Here is a 20,304-nt window from a genome sequence, read left to right as displayed (position 1 = left end):
CTGCACCAAACACGATTTTCGTGCCGCCCACGACGAGGAAGTAGGTTGCTATCTGTCCGAGGTCCGGATGCGGGAACAAAGCGAAAAAGGCCGCACCGCTTCCAGCAGTCGCAAACAACTGGGCGATCGTAGTGCCGGATATGGGCGAATGCATCACCGGAAACGGCTCATTGGCCAGGACGCTATTCAAATCGTCTTGGTCGCCGGCAAAGTGCCGCAGGTAGTGAACCGCCCCGGGTTTCCCGGAGACTATTTTGCTTGAGTCATGCCACGGCGGCAGACCCAGCGAGATTTGCATAATAAGCGGCTTCGGCCTGCGCGGGTGGAATGTTGCCGATGGGGCCGAAGAGCCGACGATTGTTGAACCAGTCCACCCATTCGAGCGTCGCCATTTCAACGGCCTGCAGATTGCGCCACGGTCCGAGGCGATGGATGACCTCTGCCTTGTACAAGCCGTTGATCGTTTCAGCCAGTGCGTTATCGTAGGAGTCGCCCACGCTGCCCACCGACGGCTCGATGCCCGCCTCGACCAGCCGATCCGTATAGCGGATCGATACGTATTGCACGCCGCGGTCGCTGTGATGGATCAGCCCGTCCTGCTGCGCCGGCTGTCGTTCGTACAAGGCCTGCTCCAGTGCGTCCAGAACGAAGTCCGTGCGCGCCGAGCTCGACACGCGCCAGCCGACAATGCGTCGGGCGAACACGTCGATGATGAACGCGACATAGACGAAGCCCTGCCAGCTCGATACATAGGTAAAATCTGAAACCCACAGCGCATTGGGCCGTTCGGCCGTGAATTGCCGCTTCACCAGATCCTTCGGGCACGGCGTCGAACCATCGCTCACTGTCGTACGTACCGTCTTGCCCCGCACCACGCCGCGCAGGCCCATCTGCTTCATCAGCCGCTCGACCGTGCAGCGCGCCACGACAATGCCTTCGCGCTTCAATTGCGTCCAGACCTTGTCTGCGCCATAGACCTGGAAGTTTTCTTCCCACGCGCGCCGGATCTCATCCTTGAGCATCCTGTCACGCTGGGCCCGCGGCGGCACCAGGTCAGGATTGGCGCGGCGAGCCACATGGGTGTAGTACGTCGACGGTGCGATTGGCAGCACCCTGCAGATCGGCTCGACCCCGTAGACGTGCCGGTGATCATCGATGAACGTGATCATCACTTCGGTCGGCGGTCGAGCTCCGCCTGTGCGAAATACGCTGACGCCTTGCGCAGGATTTCATTGACCTGCCGAAGCTCACGTACTTCCCGCTCCAGTTCCTTGAGCCGATCCTGCTCCTGCGTACTCGTGCCCGGGCGCAAACCCCGATCCCGCTCCTCCTTGCGCACCCAGCTACGCAGCGTCTCGCCCGAGCAGCCAAACTTCGCCGCAATCGACGCGATCACTTTCCATTGCGATTCCCGGTCGCCTTGATGTTCCAGCACCATTCGCACAGCCCGCTCACGCACTTCCGGCGAGTATCTTGGGGATTTCTTCTTCGTGTTTTCCATAGCTCCATTTTCTCAAGAAGTGGAGTCTCCGGAAAACCCGGGGCGGTTCATAGTTTCCGTCGCGATCAGACCGACCAGCGCCAAGAAGACAGTAAAGCACGTCGCGCTCGACCTCATGTGCCGCCACAGTCCGGGGTGGCACCAAGAAATTAAAATCCCATTCGTCAAGCAGCGCACGGGCTTCAAGGGCTTGGTCGCTATCAGAAGGTGCGGTAGCGCTGGCGGATGAAGGAAGCGTGATGATTGCAAGTTCCGGCAGCTGCGGGGTCAAGAACACGGTCGTAGTGAAAAAACCAACCAACTCGACGCCAGGGGTATGGTGGACATTAACGTTAGCGGTCACGGCTCCCTCCTCTTCCTCGTCCGGCAACGGCGGCGGCGCAACCACCCTATCTCGGCAGAAATGGCGCACTGGTCTTTAGCATAGGCGCGCGCAGCTTCACCATCAAAAACGAACTCGAGGGTTGCGGACTGAAAGTCGCAAAAGCAGCCGCAGTAGCGGCCCTCCCCTTTGACTGCTACCTGGCGCGAAAGCGCTCACTATGCGCAGGCGGGCAAATTCAGTATATAAGGCCACGAGGGTCGCTAGCGGTCGACCTCCCTGTCAAGCTAATCACCAGCTTGTTGGTTATACAGTCGCCCCCCAACTGACAGAAAAGTGCCAGTAATCTGTCAGTTGCGTTCCATTCCGGTCGGCTCCCGTTAAACCATCAGATAAGTGACACTTTTCTGTCAGTTCCGTAGTTCCCGGCTCTTGTGTTCACTCACCGGACATTGCTTCCAAGCACGGCGTTTATAACGTCCTCCAGTTCCTTCAGACGCGGAGCAACTAGCGCAATGTTTGGTACGTCGATCCTGATGTATTTAGCATTTCCGGCAACAATGCTGACCCGGACAGCTCGCCGCGGGGCCTTCTGGCCCGTCGAGAGTATGGCGAGAATGTCCGCGACTGGCGTTCCAACAGGTATCGCGCTCGCGCGCTTGATGACCTCCGCCTCACCAAACTGTTCGACGAGCACATCAAGAGTCGATGCATTCCTGAAAGTGAGGGTCCGGGTACTGAATAGCGCCAGAACTTCATTGGGTAGGCGGGCAGCTGCGACCGTTCGACAGACCTTAACGGTCGATACACCAAGCTCTTTGGCCATCGCCTTTTGGCTACCCCATATCCCGCGATCCAGTACCGCGCAATAGAAGCGGCCCAATTTGAGCATGGGCGCGTTCGCATCGCACAGCCGCCTGTGCACCGCAATTGCCGTGCGCCGATTCGAAATCACCCCGGGGGAAAACTCTGTGTTGTCCATGTCTTTTTCCGAGCTAGCACTACCGACTACAACCGTAGCGTGCGTGCACCAATGTCAAGCACGAACCTGCCGTCTGAGCCGATCTCGCATAGCTGTCCAGGCAGAGTTGGTCGCGCGCGGCACGGTCTCGCCATCTCCCGCGAAGCGCATAGCGAGACTTTCACCGGTGCAAGCGGACCACGTCCCGTCGGTGATAGCCGCAACAGCCTCGCGAGCCAACGTGAACGGCACGCTACCGGCCCGGTCCCGTGCACGAACAACGAATGCCCCTTCCTCGACCTGCCAGCGCCCGCCGCGCGGATCGGAAAACGTACGCCCTCTAACGGCAGCGAGCTGCCGGAGTTGAGCCTCGAATTGCTCAGATTCCAGACGCTTCTGATCTCGTATGCGTGCCTGCTCCTCCCTGACACGCGCAGTCCGGTCGAAATCGATGGGCTGGGCGATAAGTGACGACAGGTACGCAAACAGCTCTCTTCCTGAGAGGGCAGCGAGGCTGTGTGCGCAATGGCCGACTACGTTTGACAGCTTGGTTCCGGCCTTCTTCGCCTGGGCCATCAGTTTGAACATGCCACTCAAGCTCAGGCCGTTCTTAAGATGGAGCCATGCAAGATCCGAGGGGACTGTCTTCCCGGCAATTTTGCAAAACGGTCCCATGGTGGGCTGTTTCTTCAAAGAAGACTGCTTAGGGGCATTGTTTACGTCTTGCACCGGTGCAAGATCGGGAGCTCGCTGGTCAGTGCCAGGCGATTCGGTGGCTGATTGACGCGGTGCAGCGAAAAACCCGAAGCGAGCTAGCGCACCCGCGGTCAGCCGGATGGTGGCTATCGCTTTTACCGCCCTTCCCTTCCGTCCCTGATCATCTCGCTCGATGATCCCGGCGGCCTCCAATGCAGCAAGCCCGCGATAGACGGTCGCCTCGTTGACTCCGATCTTTGAAGCAATCGATGATTTCTTAATGAAAATGCTTCGATTCGGATCGTTCAAGTTGACGCCGAACCTGATCAAGCAAGCCAATACTCGACGATGATTTTCAGAGAGGTTGATCTCTTTCAAACCTTCGTACACCAAGACCAGTGCATTGGCAATTTTGCCAGGCAATGCATTTGGATCGTTACCAAACGGTCCACTTCGCGTCGCTTCGGTTTCGGCAATATGGGTTGGAGACGCCTCGTTGCAGAGGTGTCCACTTAAAGTTGTGTTGTTGCGGTCAAACTTAGTCGAGCACGGGCGAGCATCACCAGCCGCGAGACTGTCATTGGATGACAGACATAGCGAGTCCATTTCACGCATCCTTTTCGTGAAGTTTTTGTGGAATGCGTTGACAGCTACAGGGACTCTTCCTACACTCTCAATTGCTTACGTTGAGGTGGGGAGAGGGCGCCAACCCTCTTTTGGTCAGAATCCAAGTGCCGCAACATTGCAAAAGCCAAGAACGCCAATTCTTGGCTTTTGTTTTTTCAAGAGCCGTTTTCAGGTCATGGAACTTCTCCAGTCAATTCGACGTAACAAAAGAAAAGGGCCCGTTAAGTCGGGCCCTTTTCTTTTGCTTCTTCCCCTGCGGTGGGGAGGTCGGTAATCCGCAGTACCAGGTGGTGTTTGCACCGGTGCAAAAGCACCGGCCTCTGCCATAGCTTGCACCGGTGCAAATGCGACAGCCTTCGCCAGAGCTTGCACCGGTGCAAATGCGGCAGCCTTCGCGAGAGCTTGCACCGGTGCAAAAGCACCGGCCTTCGCCAGAGCTTGCACCGGTGCAAAAGCACCGACCTTCGCCAGAGCTTGCACCGGTGCAAAAGCGCCAGCCTTCGCCAGAGCTTGCACCGGTGCAAATGCGGCAGCCTTCGCGAGAGCTTGCACCGGTGCAAAAGCACCGGCCTTCGCGAGAGCTTGCACCGGTGCAAAAGCACCGGCCTTCGCCAGAGCTTGCACCGGTGCAAATGCGCCGGCCTTCGCCAGAGCTTGCACCGGTGCAAATGCGCCAGCCTTCGCCAGAGCTTGCACCGGTGCAAAAGCGCCAGCCTTCGCCAGAGCTTGCACCGGTGCAAATGCGGCAGCCTTCGCGAGAGCTTGCACCGGTGCAATCGCGCCAGCCTTTGCTGGAACCTGCATCGATGCAAATCCGCGCGCATTCGTGAGGCCTTGCATTGAGGGAGATCGCGCAGACTTCACTGGACGTCGCACTGATTTAACGGAAAGTTTCGAATCAGTTGATGCCACGGCCGTGACCGAGCCGTCCGAAACCTCGAACGCTCGACCGGCTGCGGTACGCCGCATAAACGGGGCCATATCAGGCGTCGCTCCGAAGTCTGGAAAGCCGAGCCTCCAGCTCCCGCAGAAGATCCTCATGACCGGTGCTGATCAATTCAGAAACGGTTTCGAGGACATCGGAGAGAGCCTTGTGGTTTTCTTGGGACAGACTGGCAGTCGTTGTGAGCTTGAATTCGAGCGCACCACTTTCATAAGTGCGAAACGAGCCGACTTGTGCTGTCCCCGCTTTAATGGGTATCGCGATGAGCGCAGCCTTTCGAGGCTTGCGTTCCCCGTCAGCCGTTTTGACGCTTTTGACCAACGCTTCCACAGCACGACGGCCCTGCTGTGAATCCACAACCTCCTGACACTTCGCCAGGATTTGCTCTTCTGACAGTTCCTCGTCGACGAGCTGCGCTAAGACAGCCGCGACGGAGTAGGGGAACCGGTCCGCATGCGAATGCATGAAGTCCAGAACGGTTGGAGAAAACTTCTTGTATGCGAGCATCCGCGATACTGTCGAAGGTGCGAGCTCGAGCTTTTCCGCAATTGCAGACGCTGTCGCATGTCCTTCTTCAATTAGCATCGCCCACTTGATGCCTTTGTCGATCGCGGAGATAGCCTCCGTTGCGTCTGTTTGCTTAACCGACGCACCGTAAAAGTCGAGCGGATTATTGGGATCGACATCGACTTCGAGAATCCAGGCGGTTTTCTTATTGAGGAGCTTGAGGCCGCGCAGGCGCGTCTCACCATCCACAACGAAATATCGACCTGGTGCATCAGGATTGCGTGTGACTGTAATCGGATGCAACTGTCGGATGGCCGCGATCTGACTTGCGATCTCACGCACTCGTTCAGCAGATCGGTGGACGCGCGCGTTCCAAGGATGAGTGTCCAATAGATCGATAGGGACAATTCGTCCCAACTCACCGCCTTGCGAACCGGAGTCTTCATGCTGATTCGGTTGCGCGTCGGCCGCAGGTGACGGCGAACTCGCGTCGTTGTCCGCGATCAAGTCGTCCAACGAGCGATTTGGCCTTGTCGGAGGCGTATGCAGCACCATACCCTGCTCGCTGCGAGCGCTGTTTCGGCTTCGCAGTTGGGCAACGAAATCCGCGTCGCTTGTACTCTTACCCATCGATGAGTCCCATTCGGTTCAGAAGGGCGTCGGCACTTTCGCGAAGCTCGGCTGCTGCCTGGCTGCTAGGCTTCGAAAGCACGAGCGGGAGCTCAGACTCTCCAGTCAGCGCTTTTGGAAAGTCCTCGCTTCGGCGGATGGAGCGGTCAAGCCAGGAATCGCGGTAGGTCTGGGTAATGGTCATCAATTGACCCATGACCCGCACCCGATTAGGGTCGAAAAAATTCCCAACGATGATAAGTTCAGGACTCCTATCAAACTGATCATGCATGTCCGTCAGAACGCTGGAAAGATACGACAGAGCCTTCGTCGAAAATTTTTCCATCGAGACGGGCGAGATCACATAGTCAGATGCAAGCAAGGCACCGCGAGTAATACGGTTCTTCGCCGGTGCCGCATCGAACAGGATGACGTCATATTCAGAAACGTCAAAGTGTCGATCTTTCTTGGCGAGCCCTTCCTTTACCAGCTTCGCAACAATAAGGTCGGCATTGCGGCCTTCTAGCGTTTCGTACGTCAACATCGTGTCCAGGCGGTCCAGATTGAGGTCAGCCGGAACGACGTGAGGGCCGTATTCGCCATACGGTTTTTTAAGTGCTTCTTGCAGGGTCACACGCCCTGTCGGGTAGTTCGGAATCAGATTGCCGAAGTGATATTCGACGATTCGAGACTGGCTGATCCCAGCCTCGACTGCTTCCTCTGGCGTCAGTTCAGAGTCGTAGCCGAAACTGAGCGTGAGGTTTGCCTGAAAATCGAGGTCGATAATGAGTGTGCGGAGGCCCTTGAGCGCGAAGATGGTCCCGAAGTTACTCGCGAGCGTCGTCTTGCCGACACCGCCTTTCGGCGCGTAGACGGTGGCTACAACCTGCTTTCTCTTTGTCGTCTTGCTGCGCCGGTTTGCGCGATACCGCGCGAGCTCGAAGATATTCTCGATTGAGAACAATCTAGTCTTCGGACCAGCCTCTTGTCGAGCGACCTCAATGCCGGATTCATCCACCATTCGGCGAACTGTATCGCTCGTGGTGGCAAGCAACTGGGCGGCTGCCTGAACCTTAAAGGGCTTTGTCGACAAGGCGTACCTCGAAGCATTATTAATGTTGGCTCGATTGTGTCGCCTGGTAGTTTTTTCTGCAAGGTTTTTCTTTGTTTTTTCGAAAATATCCTTGCACGCAGAGAAAATCTTGGCCGCCGGTACTCCGCTTTGGGTTCAATGGCGTCCCTAGCAAACAGGCGGAAACCGGGAAAGGCAGGAGTTTGGCTAGCGGATTTATGCAAAAATCGCTTTAATAATCCAGCGACCTAGCTAGTTTGTCCATCATCTTTGCAAAGTCGGCAATATGGTGTCTGAGCCGGCTCAGACACCTTTTCGGGTCAATAGCCCGCTTCTGACTGACTGCAGTGCACCTAAGTGTCTGAATAATCGGCGAAACGTTGTTGCACAACCGGCACACATAACCGGAACCATGTCTGTGCAACGCGTGCAATCGCTAATGCAGCCGAACTGCGTCAGTCTAGCGGCGCATAGAGTATGAGAAAGCATTAAAAGCTCACGAATTTCTGCGCCATTCCGCGGTATGTGCCTGAGCCGGCTCGGCCGTCCGTGACCCTCTTGGGCAGCACCGAAAAGCGGTGATAAATCGCATCTCTTTCGCAGGCACTGTCACGTTAAATTGCTCGCGACGTAAAACAGTGAGGGGCAACGCGCTTGCTCAGAAAACGGGCGGAACTTGGGTGATCTCTGTGAAGCGATGCCAGGCGGCGAAGCGTGTAGCAAGCTGTTTGCGATAGAGCGAGGCGCGTAGCAGGTGTCGCTTCAGCGCGAAGTGCTGCCGGATCGGACCGAAGCTCGATAGGAAAGCCTGCGTGCGCTCTGGATCGCGAAAGCCACGCATGCGTCGCTCGCGTTCGCGGGTCGGCTGATGACTGTTTTCGGCCCGGTTATTGACCCGCGCGCTGGCTTTGACAAAGATGTGCTTGACGCAAGCCAGTGCGGGAATCTCGGCTTTCGCCGCCCGATAGCTGCGCAACTGGTCAGTAACGATCTTGCGCGGTACCTCAGAGCACGCGGCAAGCACGCGCCTGAAAAACCGCTTCGCTGCTGCCTTGTCGCGGTGCTTCTGTAGCAGGATATCGAGTTCAGCACCGTGTTGATCGACGGCGCGCCACAACAGGTAAGGCTCACCGCGCAACGTCACAAATACTTCGTCAAGGTGCCATGTGGTGCCGGGCTTGCGACGCCACGCTTTCACACGGTGTGCGAAGCACGCGCCGAACTTATCGCACCAGCGTCGTACCGTTTCGTAGCTGACGATAACCCCGCGCTCGAACAGCAGCTCTTCGATATCGCGCAGGCTGAGCTGGAACCTGAAATGCCAACGCACCGCGCAACTGATGACCGATGCGGGAAAGCGATGACCGTGGTACAGCGATTTTGCATTTTTCATCATGCGATCTTACCCGACCATCTCGATAACGTGACAATGCCCGCAGGGGATCATCAACGCAGGTCACAAGAACCTGCGTATCGCATCGGTGATGCGGCCCACCGCGATCGACGGCAACGCGCTTTCGATCCGCAAGCATCGCGACAAGCACCTCTCGCTGCACGACTACGTGGACATGGGCGCATTCTCGCTCCTGAACGCCCGCAAGGAAAAGGAACTCGACCTCTTCCCGCCGGGCATCCAGGACCACGCTCTGCGCGAGGCGCTGAGCGCGATGGTGCGGGCACGCCGCAATGTCCTCGTCGCCGGCGGCACCTCGTCGGGCAAAACCACGTTGCTCAACGCGCTCAATGCCGAGATTCCTGAAGACGAACGCGTCATCACGGTCGAGGACACGATGGAACTGAAGCTGACCGCGCCCAATCGCGTGCGGCTTCTGTCGAACCCCGACAAGGGCGTGACGACGCAACTGCTCGTGGCCCTGTGTCTGCGCTTCCGGCCCGACCGCATCATCGTCGGCGAAGTGCGAAGCGGAGAGGCCTATGACTTCATCCAGGCGCTGAGCACCGGCCACGACGGTGGGATGGGCTCAATCCACGCCAACGACGCGCGTGGCGGTCTGAGCCGACTCGAAAGTCTCGCGATGCTCGGCGTGCCGCCTGGCAGCCGGTGGGAACTGGCAGATATGCGCAAGGCGGTGGCCGACTGCTTCCACTACGTCATTCATCTTCGCCGCACAGGCGAGCTGCGTCACGTTTCCGAAATCCTCGAAATCAAGGGTTTCAGGGACGGCGACTACGTTCTCAACCGCGTTTTCTAACCCATCGGAGTGACATTGAATGAAGAAGTATCTGTCTGAATTTCTCGCTACCGAGCGCGAGCGCACGCAAGCGTTGAGCCGCTTTATCTGGACACGCTTCCTCACCCGCCGTGAGCTGCGTTCGACCGTCGTTGCTGCTTCGCTCGCCGCATTCGCGCCGTTCGCGTCGGCCGTCGACCTGACCGACCTCGGCTCCGCGACGGACGTCATCTGTCTGATCTCGTCCTACATTAGTGGCCCGTGGCTTTACGGCATCGGCATCGTGCTGATCATCGTCGGCGCGGTCGCGATCGGCAACTCGGAAAGCACCATCGGCAAGATCATTTCGACGGTCTTCGTCGGACTCGGGCTCGCGGCGTGTGCGATCCCGATCGTGAAGAACCATCTGCACATCAACTACACCTGTACCTGAGCTCACATGCGTAAGCCCACACGCGTGAGCCGTTCGCTTTCGCTGCCGCGCCAGATGGGTGGGGCAGATCGTGGTCTCGCGATCGCCAACGGCACTGTCACGTTAATTTGCTCGCGACGTAATAGTGGGGGGCAACGCGCTTGCTCAGAAAACGGGCGGGACTTGGGTGATCTCTGTGAAGCGATGCCAGGCGGCGATGCGTGTGGCAAGCTGTTTGCGATAGAGCGAGGCGCGTAGCAGGTGTCGCTTCAGCGCGAAGTGCTGCCGGATCGGACCGAAGCTCGATAGGAAAGCCTGCGTGCGCTCTGGATCGCGAAAGCCACGCATGCGTCGCTCGCGTTCGCGGGTCGGCTGATGACTGCTTTCGGCCCGGTTATTGACCCGCGCGCTGGCTTTGACAAAGACGTGCTTGACGCAAGCTAGTGCGGGAATCTCGGCTTTCGCCGCCCGATAGCTGCGCAGCTGGTCAGTAACGATCTTGCGCGGTACCTCAGAGCACGCGGCAAGCACGCGCTCGAAAAACCGCTTCGCTGCTGCCTTGTCGCGGTGCTTCTGTAGCAGGATATCGAGTTCGGCACCGTGTTGATCGACGGCGCGCCACAACAGGTAAGGCTCACCGCGCAACGTCACAAATACTTCGTCAAGGTGCCATGTGGTGCCGGGCTTGCGACGCCACGCTTTCACACGGTGTGCGAAGCACGCGCCGAACTTATCGCACCAGCGTCGTACCGTTTCGTAGCTGACGATAACCCCGCGCTCGAACAGCAGCTCTTCGATATCGCGCAGGCTGAGCTGGAACCTGAAATACCAACGCACCGCGCAACTGATGACCGATGCGGGAAAGCGATGACAGCGATTTTGCATTTTTCATCATGCGATCTTACCCGACCATCTCGATAACGTGACAATGCCCTGATGAGGCATACTTCGCGACGCTGCCAGCGATCAAATCGGCAGCATGATCGCCCCGGACGTTCCACTTAAAAATCTCGGGACCCTGTCCGAACAAGCGGCACCACCTCTAATGGGACCTTGCTAAAAGCCTTTGGCCTTGCCGAAGGGGAGCGTTATAGTGCGTATAAGACCGTCCTTTCGGTACCGTTGGGCGGCTCCTCCGACCGAGATTCTTCGAATATCCATTCGTCGGCTTCCCGACAAATGTGCGTGTTCTTAAAAGGACAGTTTCGGCCCTTCGGCTCACCGGCTCGTTCGGCATCGGGGTTTACAAATGCTGCGATGAATCTTGCTTTATCAGCACCAACCAGTGAATACGCGAAATGGACGATGCGGTGTGGGACCATTCGACGTCCCGCAAGAACCGCGCCCGGCTGCTGGCACGATGTCACTCGTGGGTTTGTTCAACGAGACAGTGGAGACGGCTCATGCGCGCGGCTAACGGCATTGTCACGTTATCGAGATGGTCGGGTAAGATCGCATGATGAAAAATGCAAAATCGCTGTACCACGGTCATCGCTTTCCCGCATCGGTCATCAGTTGCGCGGTGCGTTGGCATTTCAGGTTCCAGCTCAGCCTGCGCGATATCGAAGAGCTGCTGTTCGAGCGCGGGGTTATCGTCAGCTACGAAACGGTACGACGCTGGTGCGATAAGTTCGGCGCGTGCTTCGCACACCGTGTGAAAGCGTGGCGTCGCAAGCCCGGCACCACATGGCACCTTGACGAAGTATTTGTGACGTTGCGCGGTGAGCCTTACCTGTTGTGGCGCGCCGTCGATCAACACGGTGCCGAACTCGATATCCTGCTACAGAAGCACCGCGACAAGGCAGCAGCGAAGCGGTTTTTCGAGCGCGTGCTTGCCGCGTGCTCTGAGGCACCGCGCAAGATCGTTACTGACCAGCTGCGCAGCTATCGGGCGGCGAAAGCCGAGATTCCCGCACTGGCTTGCGTCAAGCACGTCTTTGTCAAAGCCAGCGCGCGGGTCAATAACCGGGCCGAAAACAGTCATCAGCCGACCCGCGAACGCGAGCGACGCATGCGTGGCTTTCGCGATCCAGAGCGCACGCAGGCTTTCCTATCGAGCTTCGGTCCGATCCGGCAGCACTTCGCGCTGAAGCGACACCTGCTACGCGCCTCGCTCTATCGCAAACAGCTTGCTACACGCTTCGCCGACTGGCATCGCTTCACAGAGATCACCCAAGTCCCGCCCGTTTTCTGAGCAAGCGCGTTGCCCCCCCACTATTACGTCGCGAGCAAATTAACGTGACAGTGCCCGAGCCCGTTGTGCTGTTCGAGTACCAGCCGGGGCGCGGCCAGGAGCATCCCAAGAAGTTTCTCGGCGACTACAGCGGCATGCTGATGAGCGACGGCTACAGCGCCTGGCGCACGCTCAAAAAGGCAACGCACTTCGGATGCGTCGCGCACGCCCGGAGGCTGTTCGTCAAGGCGGACAAGGCGGCCGAGAAAAAAACGGACTCCGGCAAACAGAAGACACCTAACGCTCGCGTGGCGAAAGCGCTGGAATACTTCCAGGCCCTGTACCGTGTCGAGGCGCTCGCCAAGGACGAACTGCCTGACGGCCAGACGCGCGCTGATTACACATATGGCCTGCGGCAAAAGCATAGCGTGCCGGTGCTCGATGCCTTCAAGGCGTGGCTCGATGAGCTGGCACCCAAGGTACTGCCCCAGAGTCTGCTCGGCAAGGCAATCGCCTATACACGCAACCAGTGGCAATATCTGAGCCGCTACGTCACCGATGGTTGCGCCGCCATCGATAACAACGTTTGCGAACGAGACATCAGGCCGTTTGCCACTTCGAGGAAGTCATGGCTGTTCAGCGACACAGTTGACGGCGCAAAAGCGAGCGCGACAGTGTACAGCCTGATGTTGACGTGCAGAGCCTGCGGCGTCGAGCCGTACGACTACCTGCTACACGTACTCACCGAACTCCCGCAGCGCGCGCCGGATGCTGATGTAACCGACCTTCTGCCGTTCAATTACGCCCGGCAGCAGCAGGAAAAGGAAGGGACCGGCTGACGAACTGAATGGGCGTCGGCATGCTCGCCCACGTGCAGGCTCATCACCCCGATGCGGACATTGCCGGTTGACCCCGACCATCGCGATTCGGCTACGCTCGCCCGTCAGTTGCAAACAATTCTTTATTCGGTGTGTGTCACTGACCGGCATATTCGAGCCATTCCGGGATCGGCGTAATCGAGCCACCGGATGATCGCCGCAATCGGGCCACTCGATGATCGGCGTATTGGAGCCACCGCAGGATCGGCGTAATCGAGCCACGTAGCAGGCTCAGTGTTCTGTCGGGTGCCAGCCCGAAACGCATTTCGAATTTCCGCAACCCGGTACCTTCAGGCTTTTTGCCCGGAGGGCCGATGAGTCGAAGGAGGTTCGAAGTGTTTGAGTATCGACAGGTACTGGCGCGCATGCGTCAGGGTGATTCCGACCGCGACATTGCCAGCGCGCGCCTGATGGGGCGTGGGAAGCTGAAGACCGTCAGGCAAATCGCGCTCGCTCGGGGCTGGCTCGATCCCGGTCGGCCCTTGCCGGACGACGCCGAACTGGCAGCGATCTTCGGACACAATCCGAAGCTGCCGCGTAGCTGCGTCTCCACGATTGAACCGTTTCGCGATCTGGTCCGCGGCTGGTTTAACGCCGACGTGCAGGGCACGACGATCTTCAACGCGCTTCAGCGCAATCACGGCTATACGGGCAGCTATTCTGCAGTGCGGCGCTTGCTGCTGCACCTGAAGGCCGAGCGCGGCGCGAGAGCAACGACGATCCTGGAGTTCGCTCCGGCGCACGCAGCGCAGCTCGACTTCGGTGCCGGTCCCGTTTTGACACACGAATCCGGCGTACCGCTCAAGACATGGTTCTTCGTGATGACGCTGTGCTGGTTGCGGCACCAGTATGCAGAGCTCGTGCTGGATCAAACGGTCGAGACGTGGCTGGCCTGCCACCGGCGCGCCTTCGAATGGTTCGGCGGCCGCGTGGAGCGCGTGATCATCGACAACGCCAAATGCGCGATTACAAAGGCGTGTATGTACGATCCCGAGGTACAGCGCTCGTACGCCGCGCTGGCCGAGGGGTACGGCTTCCGGATCGATGCATGCCCTCCACACGATCCTGCGAAGAAGGGCGTCGTTGAGGCCGGAGTCAAATACATCAAACGATCCTTCTTGCCGCTACGCGAATTCCGCGATCTCGCCGACGCCAACCGTCAATTGCGCGACTGGGTGATGCAGCAGGCCGGCACGCGCGAGCACGGCACGACGCGCGAGCAGCCGCTTGCACGTTTCGCCATCGAGAAGCCGCTGCTCGCCGGACTGCCCGATGTGCCGCCAGTGCTGGCCGTATGGTGCGAGGTCAAGGTGCATACCGACGGGCACGTCGTCTACAGGAAGGCACTGTACTCGGTGCCGTTCACTCTCGTCGGCAAGCAGTTGTGGCTGAAGGCGACCGACACGGTCGTACAGGTGTTCCACCGCCATGAACTCGTCGCGACCCATCCGCGGCTGCGCACGCCCGGCGATCGCCACACGGTGCGTGACCACCAGCCGCCTGAAGCGCAAGCGTGGCTCGAGCACGATCCACAGTGGTGCCTGGCGCGGGCAAAGGATATCGGGCCGGCCTGCCACGCGCTCGTTCTCGCGATGTTCAACGACAAGGTGCTCGTCAACCTGCGCGGCGCGCAGGGCGTCGTGAGGCTTCGCGAGAAGGTCGGCGATCAACGGCTGGAGGCTGCGTGCGAGCGTGCGCTCGTGTTTGCCAGCCCCAGGTACCGCACCGTCAAGACGATCCTCGACAAGGGTCTGGACAGCCAGCCCACTGCAGCACCAGCGCCGACGTCTGCCGATACCTACCTGAACGGCGGCCGCTTCGGCCGTGACCTCCATTCCCTTCTGATCCATTGAACGTCCATGAATCCATGTCCAGAACTGAACACGATCCTCAAGCAGTTGCGCCTCTCGAGCATCCTCGACTCGCTCGAGCAACGCAACCGTCAGGCCATCGACGGGCAACTTGCCTACACGGATTTCCTCTCCATGCTGTTGCACGACGAGGTCGCACGGCGAGAGCAGAAGAAGCTCGGCGTGCGGCTCGCCCGCGCTGGCTTCTCCCTGGGCAAGACCCTCGAGAACTTCGACTTCGACCGCGTGCCCAAACTCAACCGCGCTCACATCCATGATCTCGCCACCGGCCGCTACAGCGACGAGAAGGTCTGCGTGCTGATGGTCGGCCAAACCGGCGTCGGCAAGTCGCATCTCGCGCAAGCCTTGGGCCACTGCGCCGCACGCCAGGGCCGCGATGTCCTGTTCATCACGCAAACCGAATTGCTCAAGAAGCTGCATGCAGCAAGGGCGACCGAACTCTATGAACGCAAGCTCCAGCAGTTTGTGCGCGTGCCGGTGCTGATCGTTGATGACTTCGCACTCAAACCTCTTCGTGCGCCCAACGACGAAGACTTCCATGACCTGATAGCCGCCAGGTATGAGCGCGCGGCGACGATCTTGACGTCAAATCTCGACTTCAGCGAATGGGGAGACGCGTTCCCCGACAACCGCATCCTCGGTGCTGCCACGCTCGATCGGCTACGGCATGGCGCCTACCGTGTCGTCATTGAGGGTGAGAGCTTCCGCAAGCCGAAACCGATGCCCGAAAACGGCGAAAACGCGGTTGCCAAATCAGGCAAAAAAACGCATTCTTGAGTCCCTTCGAAATCGCGTTTCGGGGCCATTCCAGGTGGCCTCATTACGCCGATCATCCCCGGCTCGATTACGCCGATCCGTGACAGTGTGCTGAAATCACCGCTTACAACGATCTTGCGCGGTACCTCAGAGCACGCGGCAAGCACGCGCCTGAAAAACCGCTTCGCTGCTGCCTTGTCGCGGTGCTTCTGTAGCAGGATATCGAGTCCAGCACCGTGTTGATCGACGGCGCGCCACAACTGGTAAGGCTCACCGCGCAACGTCACAAATACTTCGTCAAGGTGCCATGTGGTGCCGGGCTTGCGACGCGACGCTTTCACACGGTGTGCGAAGCACGCGCCAAACTTATCGCACCAGCGTCGTACCGTTTCGTAGCTGACGATAACCCCGCGCTCGAACAGCAGCTCTTCGATATCGCGCAGGCTGAGCTGGAACCTGAAATGCCAACGCACCGCGCAACTGATGACCGATGCAGGAAAGCGATGACCGTGGTACAGCGATTTTGCATTTTTCATCATGCGATCTTACCCGACCATCTCGATAACGTGACAATGCCGGTCGCACGAATACGAACTTTGCTAGACTCCGGCTGGCCCACCTTTACTGGCCGGCGTATCGCCGATACGCCAGTGTCAGCCTCGCGTCATATAAGTTACGTGTGAAATTTGACCCGTTGTATCCCTTCGCGAACGCAGCCCAATTCCCACCTTTCAGCGCAGCTAGCAAGCTGGCATCTGCTGCGACGAATCGCACAAAAGCGTCCAACTGATCGGCTTCGCTTCTTTCCATTCGTGCGACGAACTCGCCAATGCCCGAATAACCCAGACGCTTCCAATGATAGCCCATCACCTGAAACGCCCCCCAACTCGCTGACTCGTGTGCGGCACGGGCATCGACCAGCGCGGCATCGGCTAGGCGTTCATACTCGGCCGCGCCACCGCGATAGCCGCCGCGCATCTGTGAGCAGATGTTCGGATTAGTGGCGGCGATCGGTGCCGGGGGAATGCCGCGTGAATCTAGTCGTTGCCAGAAGATATGACGCTCGAACAGGATTTTCGGCCGGCCATCAAATAGGAAACCCGAGCCCGTCGATTCCACTTCATTGACGGCTCTTACACAGGCGACCGGCACTGCGAGCCGTTCGGCGGCCATTTCAATATCAGCATCGCGCAAGTGCTTAGGGTCTCGCCAGCCGTTTGCGATCGCCGCGAGCGTTTTCGGGCCCGCGATCCCGTCGATGACAAGGCCAACCTTCGCCTGCACGGTCTTAACGGTCGCTGCTGTCGCGTCATCGTAAACGCTCGTAAGCTCTAGCTGATAGCCGCAGCCCATGAGGCATCGTTGCAACAGGCCAACCTCGTACCCACAGTCGCCGAGACGATACGCTTTCATAAATGGTTACTCAGCAAAAAACAGCGCTGACACTGTCGCGCATGGCAAATACTCACGCCGGTCTGTGGGCTGGTTATGGCCTAATGCGAATACGGTGCGAGCCACCTTCACAAATGGATGCGCAATCCGCGCTTTTCATTCTTTAAACGGGAGTCCGTCGGTAATATTCAGGACGCTTGAAAGAAACGGTTCCTCTACACAGGCAGGCACGTCCGCACTTGCACGATACTTAGTGGCGAACTCCGCTGGCGAGAGGTAATTAAGAGCGCTGTGAGGTCTGTCCTCATTATATTGCCGACGCCACGCCGAGATGATCGACCGAGCGTGAGAAAGATCAACAAAGCGGTGCAAATTAAGGCATTCATCACGAAATTTTCCGTTGAACGATTCGATGTACGCATTCTGCGTTGGCTTGCCAGGCTGAATAAATTTCAACGCAACTCCATTTCGGTACGCCCATTGGTCCAACTCCAGGCTCGTAAATTCTGGCCCGTTGTCCGTTCTCAGCGCTCCAGGATAGCCCCTAAAACGAGCTGCGCAGTCCAACGATCGAGCCACATGCGAGCCCAAAATGCAGCGGTCCGCGACAATGTCAAGAGCCTCTCTGGTGAAAACATCCACGATGGTCAAGCACTTCAGACGTCGCCCATTTGAGATGGTGTCCATTACAAAATCAATCGACCAAATTTCATTGGGGCCGCTCGGCAAAGCGAGCTTCTCACGTTCAACCATGACGCCGCGGCGCTGCCTACGCCGCCGCAAAGGCAAGCCAGCCTGCTGATAAAGGCGATACACCCGCTTATGGTTGACGTGGATGCCTTCGCGTTCAATCAGTGCATGCAGCCGCCGGTAGCCGAATCGGCAGCGCTCATGCGCCAGTTCCATGAGGCGCGCCGTCAGCTCCTTGTTCTTGCAGTCCGGAGTCGCTTTGTAATGCAACGAGCTGCGAGAAAGCCCTACAAGCCGGCAAGCGTGTCGCTCCGAGATGTCGACATTTTTCCGGATCGACAGCACTGCCTCGCGCTTGGCTTGCGGGCTCAGAGCTTTGCATTGATGGCGACCTTCAACGCCTCTACTTTGAGTGTTGCGTTGGCTAGCAACTTATTAAGCCTAGCATTCTCGGCGTGCAACGCCTTGAGGCGACTGGCGGCCGGTATCGCCATGCCTCCGAACTTTGCACGCCACGCGTAGAACGATGCGTCGCTGAAACCATGCTCTTTGCATAAATCTTTGACCTTTTTACCTGCTCGGGCTTCTTTCAGAAACCCGATGATTTGCTGTTCCGTAAAGTGCTTCTTCATGTTCGTCATGCTATCCGAAACTGAACTGGACGACGGCGGGCCCTGACTCACCGTGTCGGAGAAGGGGCCATAAGCGATACCGGCACAAACTCACTGCGTGAAAGTCATGGCCTGCGGCGGATCACCCTTGCTTTGCAGATAGCTCAGTCCAACCTGCGAGGCAATGTTGATGGCGTCGCTGAGGCAGCTTTTTCCAATCGCAGGTGACATCTGGCCCGCTCGATAGCCTTTGCCTTGAAGGAAGCTCAACGCAACGGAAATGGCCAAATGAAAAGCATCGCAAAGCCAACCCTTGGCGCCGACCGATATCGTTTTGGGAGTTTGATACCCCTTGCTTGCTATGAATGCATGCGCTACCTCGCCGGCGGTAGAGATTGCATCGCTGATACTGTTCTTCCTGTACGTGGCCGACGCCTGGTTGAACTGGTTATCCTTGTCTAGTAAGGATATCACCGTGGGAATGGCCACGCTCATCGCCAAGCGCAACCAGTCGTTGTCGATGGGCAACCCCGTCGGTTCGGCTGAGCGCTGTCGACTCCAATGATCTTCCGCGTTCACGGCCTGCATCCCCGAGAGGGGAGTGCCGCTACCGACGACTTGTGGGGCCGACTGCCAATAGCCGCTATGCGGCATCGCCGCCGCTGCCATCGCGTCAGTTTCGGTGTGCGACAACCTATCCTCCGGGTTCGTGGTCTGCATCCCCGAAAGGGGAGCACTGCTACCGGCGACTCCTGGGGCCGACCGCCAATAGCCGGTATGCGGCATCGCCGCCGCTGCCATGGCGTCAGTTTCGGTGTGCGACAACCTATCCTCCGCGTTCGTGGTCTGCATCCCCGAAAGGGGAGCACTGCTACCGGCGACTCCTGGGGCCGACCGCCAATAGCCGGTATGCGGCATCGCCGCCGCTGCCATGGCGTCAGTTTCGGTGTGCGACAACCTATCCTCCGCGTTCGTGGTCTGCATCCCCGAAAGGGGAGCACTGCTACCGGCGACTCCTGGGGCCGACTGCCAATAGCCGGTATGCGGCATCGCCGCCGCTGCTATGGCGTCAGTTTCGGTGGGCGACAACTCGATCGATGGTTTTGACGTTGAGAACATGATTCGGTCCGGTGTGTGATCTGTTCAAGATAAGCCCGCTTTTCAACAGGTCCCATATTGCTTTTAACGCACCGAGCGTGTGCTACAACACGGTGCTTGCCACTTTGAAAGTGAGAAAGCCCCTATCTGCAAGGTTAGGCGGGGCCGCCGGCTCCTTGACGATGGGGGTCTGTTCGATCCCGGCCTGGCGCAGCTTCTCACCCGTCGCCTCGATCAACTGTGCAGACGTGCAATCGGTGCCCAGCAAGCGGACTGAATCGAGCAACGAGAAAGTGAAAGCTGACAGACCATTGGTTGACGGGAGGGACGACACTGCTTGTTGATCTGACAGGCATGCCGAGATAAGGAGGGCTTTCGAATCCGAACTTTCCAACGTGACTTTCTCAAAACTACCAACTTCCGCGTTGCCACAGAGTCCGTTTGTGACAGCAGTATCCTCGATATCTTGAACGGTAGGCGGCGTAATATGGCCGAACGGAATGTGAGCAACCGAAGCCGGAACGAATGCCGTGTCGTGCGGGTGCCAACATTTGGTTCGAAGTGTCTGCATATTGCCTTCTAGGTCGACCCAGGATTTCAACATTCCACCCGAGAAGCACGAATCCAACACAATAGTAAACATGCCTGCCGGAACATCCTTGGTCAATTCTGCTAGTTCATAGTCAAAAAAGAATTCTCCGTCATGAGAAACAAGTACCTCCCTATCAGTATTGTCGACTGCCAGTCTGTATCCATGTCCCGAAAAAAAAAAGACGAGACGGTCGCCAAGTGAGACGCTGGACACTAGTGCATTGACGTTGTCGATGAGATTCTTCTTTGTGGCTCCGTCATCCTTCAATACTTGAATTTCCGTGAACCCATATCCGTTCTCAAGCATCTTAGAGAACTCTTCTGCATCTCGATCGCAGCCTGGCAACTGATTGAGAGATGGATAGTTACTTATTCCTACCACTAACGCACGGTTAGCCATGC

At 58.1% G+C, this 20,304-nt stretch carries 18 protein-coding genes, 4 pseudogenes and 1 other annotated feature; of the genes and pseudogenes, 7 read left to right on the top strand and 15 right to left on the bottom strand.

The genetic code is table 11. From position 1 onward, the window contains the following. From QFZ94_RS33315 to QFZ94_RS33275, 9 genes are all read right to left on the bottom strand, one after another. Positions 1–298 (bottom strand): hypothetical protein (locus QFZ94_RS33315; protein WP_429462218.1); only part of this gene is annotated, 298 nt, incomplete at its 3' end. Next, positions 264–1,501 (bottom strand): IS3 family transposase gene (locus tag QFZ94_RS33310; RefSeq protein ID WP_429458928.1). Its coding sequence is split into 2 segments (ribosomal slippage): positions 264–1,198 and positions 1,198–1,501, totalling 1,239 coding nucleotides; the frame shifts between segments, so codons are not numbered across the junction. The genes QFZ94_RS33310 and QFZ94_RS33315, both read right to left, overlap by 35 nt. Then, positions 1,095–1,211 (bottom strand) — a sequence feature (AL1L pseudoknot). Its footprint overlaps the gene before it by 117 nt. Further along, positions 1,452–1,844, bottom strand: coding sequence for a hypothetical protein (locus tag QFZ94_RS33305; protein WP_429462216.1), 393 nt, complete (start codon positions 1,842–1,844; stop codon positions 1,452–1,454). The genes QFZ94_RS33310 and QFZ94_RS33305 overlap by 50 nt, the downstream gene beginning before the upstream one ends. Before the next feature lie 421 nt (positions 1,845–2,265). Beyond that, complete coding sequence (locus tag QFZ94_RS33300; protein WP_410852421.1) at positions 2,266–2,805, bottom strand: hypothetical protein; 540 nt, start codon at positions 2,803–2,805, stop codon at positions 2,266–2,268. A 54-nt stretch (positions 2,806–2,859) separates the two neighbouring features. Continuing rightward, positions 2,860–4,086 (bottom strand): helix-turn-helix domain-containing protein, encoded by a 1,227-nt coding sequence (locus QFZ94_RS33295; RefSeq protein WP_429462214.1) that lies wholly within the window; start codon positions 4,084–4,086, stop codon positions 2,860–2,862. 189 nt (positions 4,087–4,275) lie between these two features. Then, on the bottom strand, positions 4,276–4,911 hold the full coding sequence (locus tag QFZ94_RS33290; RefSeq protein ID WP_429462211.1) for a DUF7486 family protein: 636 nt from the start codon (positions 4,909–4,911) through the stop codon (positions 4,276–4,278). Positions 4,912–5,089: 178 nt separating this feature from the next. Next, the gene (locus tag QFZ94_RS33285; protein WP_429462208.1) at positions 5,090–6,187 is read right to left on the bottom strand and encodes a ParB/RepB/Spo0J family partition protein; all 1,098 of its coding nucleotides are present in this window, start codon (positions 6,185–6,187) and stop codon (positions 5,090–5,092) included. Then, on the bottom strand, positions 6,180–7,259 hold the full coding sequence (locus QFZ94_RS33280; protein WP_184143811.1) for a ParA family protein: 1,080 nt from the start codon (positions 7,257–7,259) through the stop codon (positions 6,180–6,182). The genes QFZ94_RS33285 and QFZ94_RS33280 overlap by 8 nt, the downstream gene beginning before the upstream one ends. Positions 7,260–7,896: 637 nt before the next feature. Continuing rightward, positions 7,897–8,631, bottom strand: a complete 735-nt coding sequence (locus QFZ94_RS33275) for an IS6 family transposase (RefSeq protein ID WP_429462106.1) — start codon at positions 8,629–8,631, stop codon at positions 7,897–7,899. A gap of 43 nt (positions 8,632–8,674) precedes the next feature. On the opposite strand from QFZ94_RS33275, the pseudogene QFZ94_RS33270 reads away from it, so the two are divergent. Both QFZ94_RS33270 and QFZ94_RS33265 read left to right on the top strand, forming a co-directional pair. Continuing rightward, positions 8,675–9,451: pseudogene (locus QFZ94_RS33270) on the top strand (CpaF family protein); the annotation flags it as partial. Positions 9,452–9,470: 19 nt separating this feature from the next. Continuing rightward, positions 9,471–9,863, top strand: a complete 393-nt coding sequence (locus QFZ94_RS33265; protein ID WP_429462205.1) for a conjugal transfer protein TrbC — start codon at positions 9,471–9,473, stop codon at positions 9,861–9,863. A gap of 144 nt (positions 9,864–10,007) precedes the next feature. On the opposite strand, the gene QFZ94_RS33260 is transcribed toward QFZ94_RS33265, so the two are convergent. Continuing rightward, the gene (locus QFZ94_RS33260; RefSeq protein ID WP_429462203.1) at positions 10,008–10,727 is read right to left on the bottom strand and encodes an IS6 family transposase; all 720 of its coding nucleotides are present in this window, start codon (positions 10,725–10,727) and stop codon (positions 10,008–10,010) included. A gap of 413 nt (positions 10,728–11,140) precedes the next feature. Between QFZ94_RS33260 and QFZ94_RS33255 the strand changes: the two are divergent. The 5 genes and pseudogenes from QFZ94_RS33255 to istB all read left to right on the top strand — a co-directional run. Beyond that, positions 11,141–11,256: pseudogene (locus tag QFZ94_RS33255) on the top strand (IS5/IS1182 family transposase); the annotation flags it as partial. Between the two features lie 45 nt (positions 11,257–11,301). Continuing rightward, complete coding sequence (locus QFZ94_RS33250; RefSeq protein ID WP_429462179.1) at positions 11,302–12,036, top strand: IS6 family transposase; 735 nt, start codon at positions 11,302–11,304, stop codon at positions 12,034–12,036. A gap of 56 nt (positions 12,037–12,092) precedes the next feature. Continuing rightward, positions 12,093–12,854: pseudogene (tnpC, locus tag QFZ94_RS33245) on the top strand (IS66 family transposase); the annotation flags it as partial. Positions 12,855–13,228: 374 nt separating this feature from the next. Next, positions 13,229–14,746 carry an IS21 family transposase gene (istA, locus tag QFZ94_RS33240; RefSeq protein WP_429462201.1) on the top strand — a complete coding sequence of 506 codons (1,518 nt, stop codon included), beginning with the start codon at positions 13,229–13,231 and terminating at the stop codon, positions 14,744–14,746. A gap of 6 nt (positions 14,747–14,752) precedes the next feature. Further along, a complete protein-coding gene (istB, locus tag QFZ94_RS33235; RefSeq protein WP_429462199.1) occupies positions 14,753–15,541 on the top strand; it encodes an IS21-like element helper ATPase IstB in 789 nt (262 codons plus the stop codon). A gap of 107 nt (positions 15,542–15,648) precedes the next feature. On the opposite strand, the pseudogene QFZ94_RS33230 reads toward istB, so the two are convergent. The 5 genes and pseudogenes from QFZ94_RS33230 to QFZ94_RS33210 all read right to left on the bottom strand — a co-directional run. Then, positions 15,649–16,056: pseudogene (locus QFZ94_RS33230) on the bottom strand (IS6 family transposase); the annotation flags it as partial. An 85-nt stretch (positions 16,057–16,141) separates the two neighbouring features. Next, positions 16,142–16,933, bottom strand: a complete 792-nt coding sequence (locus QFZ94_RS33225) for an N-acetylmuramidase domain-containing protein (RefSeq protein ID WP_429462197.1) — start codon at positions 16,931–16,933, stop codon at positions 16,142–16,144. A gap of 135 nt (positions 16,934–17,068) precedes the next feature. Next, a protein-coding gene (locus tag QFZ94_RS33220; protein WP_429462195.1) for an IS3 family transposase occupies positions 17,069–18,234 on the bottom strand; the annotation gives its coding sequence in 2 pieces (ribosomal slippage) (positions 17,069–17,982 and positions 17,982–18,234; 1,167 coding nt in all). Between the two features lie 90 nt (positions 18,235–18,324). Further along, entirely contained in the window at positions 18,325–18,906 is a 582-nt protein-coding gene (locus QFZ94_RS33215; protein ID WP_429462193.1) for a hypothetical protein, read from the bottom strand. 508 nt (positions 18,907–19,414) lie between these two features. Next, a complete protein-coding gene (locus QFZ94_RS33210; protein ID WP_429462191.1) occupies positions 19,415–20,302 on the bottom strand; it encodes a caspase family protein in 888 nt (295 codons plus the stop codon). Between the last annotated feature and the right edge of the window lie 2 nt (positions 20,303–20,304).

This window comes from Paraburkholderia sp. JPY465 (assembly GCF_050436725.1).
Lineage (GTDB): Bacteria > Pseudomonadota > Gammaproteobacteria > Burkholderiales > Burkholderiaceae > Paraburkholderia > Paraburkholderia youngii.
Note: the sequence above shows the minus strand (reverse complement) of the source record. Positions and strands in the feature narration are given on the sequence as shown.